Here is a 5,412-nt window from a genome sequence, read left to right on the forward strand (position 1 = left end):
AAGTTTTTAACTAAAACGAATGCACTCTTTGAATCAGAAACATTTGAAGAACTAGCCGCGGTAATGGAAACCGATCTGCTGCCTTTGGATGAATTGAAAAAACAGCTGCTGTACAGCGATTTAACTAAACAAACAATCGAATTAGTACAGACAAAGTATATGGAAGATTTGAACTTGAAAAGTATCGCTCTGATTCTTCATGTTAATGTGATGTATTTGGGGCAGGTTTTTAAAAAAGAAACTGGTAAAAGCTTTTCCAAATACTTAAACCATTATCGAATCAACTTGGCCAAAGAACTACTGTTGCGTTCAAAAGAGCCGGTCAATGACATAGCCAGTCGAATCGGTTACCAAAATCAAGGATATTTTTATAAAAACTTTAAAAAGCTGGTAGGTCAATCTCCTCGAGAATTCCGAGAACAAATACAATAAAATCATGAAGAAAGGAGCTAACGTCAATTGTCAGCTCCTTTTTCGTGTTCTATAAATTGGACGGATTTTCGAATCTTTAATTCGATTGGAACTTCGATGGAAATGGGGGGGGCATTTTTAACAGGATCAGTGATCAAAGCTAACAGTTTTTCAGCTGCAACATAGCCGATTTGGTAAAAGTATTGTTTGACAGTTGTCAGGTTAGGCGTGATCATATGAGCCAGAGAAAGATCATCAAATCCAATAAAAGACATATCGCTTGGGATATCCCATCCCATATCAGCTGCAGTAGAGATCAATTCCAAAGCCAAAATGTCATGTTCAACTATTATACAAGTGTAGCCTTGTTTTTTTGTTTGTTCAAGAAATGACTGGAGCAAATGATTTTGATCCATGTTACTAGGATAGTCACTTTGCTGTAGATGTAAAGTTGGCTGGATCTGATGTTCATGGAGAGCCTTTAAGTAACCTAGATAACGATCCTTGACTGCTGAGTTTTCAAGATAGGAAGCGAATGAAAAGAATAGAATGTTTTTATGTCCTTGCTTGATTGCATATGTAGTCGCCTCATAGCCACCTTGGAAATTAGCTGAAGACACAACGGGAATCGGGAGATCAACAAGTTTTTTATCCAATAAAACAATGGGAAAATCATCAAGCATCAACTTGTATACTAAATCGATCAAGCTGACGGGAAAATTTGGATAAAGAATCACGCCATCGCTTGTTTCCTTAGACAAGGATTGAATCAGTTGGCGCTGTTTGTCAGGGTCGTCTTGAGTAGAATGAATAACTAGATGAAAAGGCGTTGGTTTTAAGTAATCAGAAATGCCTTGTACATATTGTTCTAATCCAGCATTTTTAAAGAAAGGCAGCAATAGCGATATAGTATAAGATCGTTCGGCGGGGAGACCTTTAAAAATCACGAAACTGCCTTTTCCTGGAAACCGGATAATATAGCCTTCTTTGGCTAAGTCATTCAAAGCGCGTTTGCTGGTGATCCGGCTAACTCCAAATTGTCCGGCAAGTTCTTTTTCTGAAGGTAGTTGGCTGTTATATGGAAAAACTCCAGTTAAAATTTGTTTTTTTATTGTGTTGTAAATCAATTTGTAAAGCGGTTCTGTTTTAGACACGATTATGCCCTCCTATTGGTATAGACTTATATCAAGGATATACTATTTAAAATGAAAAAGACAACAAATTTTAGGTGTTTCTATATAAAATAGAGACATACATATATTTTGTAGTTATTAAAGTACAGGTATTTTATACTAGGTTTATTAAAAGATATAAATACCAAGAAATGGGGAAAAAAAATGGTTTATCAAGAAATACCGATATCAATAGAGAAATTAATGAATGCGGTTACTGAAAAAGCTGCAGAAAACCCAAGATGGGCAGAAAACTTTAATGCTTCCTTTTCGAATACATTATTAACTACGGTAAAAAAACAAACCGATGGAACGACTTTCTTATTAACAGGTGATATTCCAGCTATGTGGCTGAGAGATTCAACTGCTCAAGTTCGTCCTTATTTATTGGTAGCAAAAGAAGATGCAGATATTTCTGATATGATCGCAGGTGTAGTGGAAAGACAATTGCAATACGTTAACTTGGATCCTTATGCAAACGCTTTTAATGAAGAAGCTAATAATGCTGGACACCAAGATGACCACACTGAAATGAATCCGTGGATCTGGGAACGCAAATACGAAATCGACTCGTTGTGTTATCCTATTCAATTAAGCTACTTGCTGTACAAAGAAACCGGCAGAACGGACCAATTTAACAAAACATTTAAAGAAGCAGTAAAGAAAATCTTAGCTCTTTGGAAAGTCGAACAAAATCATGAAAACTCTCCATACAATTTTGAACGCGATACTTGGAGAGAAGAAGATACGTTAGTAAACGACGGCAAAGGTTCGCCGATCGGAGTAACAGGAATGACTTGGTCAGGTTTCAGACCAAGTGATGACCGCTGCATTTACAATTATTTAGTTCCTTCTAATATGTTTGCTGTTGTTGTACTGGATTATTTAAAAGAAGTTTATATGGAAATCTTGAAAGATTCAGCTATTGTGGACGAAATTACTGCATTGCGTGAAGAAATCCAATCCGGTATTGAAAAATTTGCTAAAGTAAAAAATGCAGCAGGTGAAACAGTTTATGCATATGAAGTCGACGGATTAGGCAATTACTCAATTATGGATGATTCGAATGTTCCTAGTTTGTTAGCGGCTCCTTATTTAGGCTATTGTGCCGAAGATGATGAAGTCTATCTAGCAACACGCAAAACAATCTTAAGCAAAGAAAATCCTTATTTTTATGAAGGAAACTGCGCTAAAGGAATCGGAAGTTCGCACACGCCTGAAAATTACGTTTGGCCAATTGCTTTAGCAATGGAAGGGTTAACCACTTCTGATAAAAATGAAAAGAAACGCATCTTAGATTTATTAGTTGAGAATGATGCAGGCACTAAATTAATGCATGAAGGTTTTGATGTCAATAATCCAAACAATTATACGAGAGAATGGTTTTCTTGGGCAAACATGATGTTTTGTGAGCTCGTGTTAGATTATTATGGTCTACGAATTAAAAAATAAGAAGGGGGAAAATAACTTGAAAACATTTCCTGATGGTTTTTTATGGGGAGCTGCAGCCTCAGCGCCCCAAACGGAAGGATCCGCTTTGGTTGATGGAAAAGCTTTGACAACATGGGACAAATGGTTTGAAATGAACCCAGAAAAATTCGATAAACGTGTAGGCCCAAAAGATACATCAAATGTCTACAGGCAATATGCAGAAGATGTCCAATTGATGGAAGACATGAAATTGAACTCTTACCGTACTTCAATCTCTTGGGCGCGGTTGCTGCCAGATGGAAAAACACTCAATCAAAAAGCGGTTGATTTTTACCGTAATTACTTTCTTAGCATGATCGAAAAAGGTGTTGAACCGATTATCAATTTGTTCCATTTTGATATGCCATGGTGGCTGATGGAAAAAGGCGGTTGGGAAAACCGGGAGTCAGTAGAAGCTTTTGGTCATTATGCTAAAGTTGCTTTTGAACAATTTGGCGACCTAGTCCATCGCTGGACGACGTTTAATGAACCGATCGTGCATGTCGAATGTGGCTATTTATTTGAATTCCATTACCCTGCCGTCGTGGATTTTAAGCGTGCGGTTCAAGTAGGATATCATACGCTAATGGCACACGTTGAAGCTGTTGAACAGTTTCGTAAAGGTCAACATACTGGGAAAATTGGAATTATTTTGAATTTGACACCTGTCTACAGCAAAAGTGATGCACCTGGAGACCTTAAAGCGAAAGAAGCAGCTGATGCGTTAAATGTGAAGAGCTTTCTAGATCCAGTTGTTTTAGGGCATTTCCCTGCTGAATTGATTCAGTTAGTAAAAGAAAATGACTTGCTGCCGGATAGTGAAACCGGCGATAAAGAAAGAATCGCTCGTGCAACAGTTGATTTTTTAGGTGTCAATTATTATCAGCCTAAACGTGTACAAGCAGTTAGTCACCCCACTGTTCCGGCCAAGATGCCAAATGATTTATATGCGGAGTATGACTGGCCAGAGAAAAAAATCAATCCTTATCGTGGATGGGAAATTTATCCAGAAGCTCTTTACGATATTGCAATGCGGTTAAAAAATGAATACGGAAATATTCCTTGGTATGTTTCTGAAAACGGCATGGGAGTAGCCGAGGAAGAACGATTTATGAATGATGAAGGCATCATACAAGACGATTATCGAATTGAATTTGTTCATGATCACTTAACTGAGTTGCATAAAGCAACCGAAGAAGGCAGCAATTGTTTCGGATATCATATGTGGACATTTGCCGATTGCTGGTCTTGGTTAAATGGATACCGCAATCGTTATGGTTTTTATCGTGTCGATATTGAGAACGACTTTAAACGAACGCCTAAAAAAAGCAGCTTTTGGATGAAATCTGTGATTCAACAAAATACAATTGATTAAAGGAGAAAACAATGAAAAAGAAAGTATATATTTTGTCCCATAGTCACTGGGACCGCGAGTGGTACTTACCATATGAACAGCACCATATGCGTTTGATTGAATTAATGGACGATGTGTTGGAATTATTCGAAACAGATCCAGAATTTAAAAGTTTCCATTTAGATGGACAAACGATTATTTTAGATGACTATTTGCAAGTACGGCCTAATAAAAAAGACTTGGTTAAGAAACACATTCAGAATGGTAAATTAAAAATCGGTCCTTTTTATATTTTGCAAGATGCTTTCTTAACAAGCAGTGAGTCAAATGTCCGCAATATGCTTGTCGGCATGGACGAAAGCAAACAATGGGGTGCTCCAGTTAAATTAGGCTACTTCCCTGATACTTTTGGAAATGCCGGACAAACACCACAAATGATGGAACAAGCTGGATTTGATGTAGCAGCTTTTGGCCGTGGAGTTAAACCAACTGGCTTCAATAATGTTGTGGTCAATGACGACAAGTACGCTTCACAATTTTCAGAAATGTGGTGGAAAGGGCCAGACGAATCAAAAATTTTAGGACTGTTATTTGCTAACTGGTACAGCAACGGAAATGAAATTCCAACCGACAAAGCAGAAGCACAAACTTTTTGGGAGACCAAATTAAATGATGCAGGATTGTATACTTCGACTAATCATGTCTTAATGATGAACGGTTGCGACCATCAACCTGTTCAAAAAGATTTGTCTACCGCTATTCGAGTTGCAAATGAATTGTATCCTGATATTGAATTTGTACATGCTACCTTTGAAGAATATTTAACAGCTTTAAAGAAAGACTTACCCGATAATTTAAATACAGTTTCAGGCGAATTAACTTCACAAGAAACAGATGGCTGGTATACATTAGCAAATACAGCTTCAACACGGGTATATTTGAAACAATGGAATACTCAAGTTTCTCGCTTGCTTGAAAATATTGCAGAGCCATTAGCAACGATGG

At 37.4% G+C, this 5,412-nt stretch carries 4 protein-coding genes and 1 pseudogene; 4 read left to right on the forward strand and 1 reads right to left on the reverse strand.

The window, feature by feature from the left end:
- On the forward strand, positions 1–432 hold a 432-nt coding region (locus RT405_RS06385), incomplete at its 5' end, for a helix-turn-helix domain-containing protein (protein WP_313468513.1).
- A 23-nt stretch (positions 433–455) separates the two neighbouring features.
- Here the strand turns inward: RT405_RS06385 and RT405_RS06390 are convergent.
- On the reverse strand, positions 456–1,565 hold the full coding sequence (locus RT405_RS06390; protein ID WP_313468515.1) for a LacI family DNA-binding transcriptional regulator: 1,110 nt from the start codon (positions 1,563–1,565) through the stop codon (positions 456–458).
- A 183-nt stretch (positions 1,566–1,748) separates the two neighbouring features.
- Between RT405_RS06390 and RT405_RS06395 the strand changes: the two genes are divergently transcribed.
- The 3 genes and pseudogenes from RT405_RS06395 to RT405_RS06405 all read left to right on the forward strand — a co-directional run.
- A complete protein-coding gene (locus RT405_RS06395; RefSeq protein WP_313468517.1) occupies positions 1,749–3,035 on the forward strand; it encodes a glycoside hydrolase family 125 protein in 1,287 nt (428 codons plus the stop codon).
- Positions 3,036–3,051: 16 nt separating this feature from the next.
- Positions 3,052–4,428: a glycoside hydrolase family 1 protein gene (locus tag RT405_RS06400; protein ID WP_313468519.1), complete on the forward strand. Its 1,377-nt coding sequence runs from the start codon at positions 3,052–3,054 to the stop codon at positions 4,426–4,428.
- An 11-nt stretch (positions 4,429–4,439) separates the two neighbouring features.
- Positions 4,440–5,412, forward strand: a pseudogene (locus tag RT405_RS06405) (alpha-mannosidase); the annotation flags it as partial.

This window comes from Carnobacterium sp. (assembly GCF_032094055.1).
Taxonomy (GTDB): Bacteria; Bacillota; Bacilli; order Lactobacillales; family Carnobacteriaceae; genus Carnobacterium_A.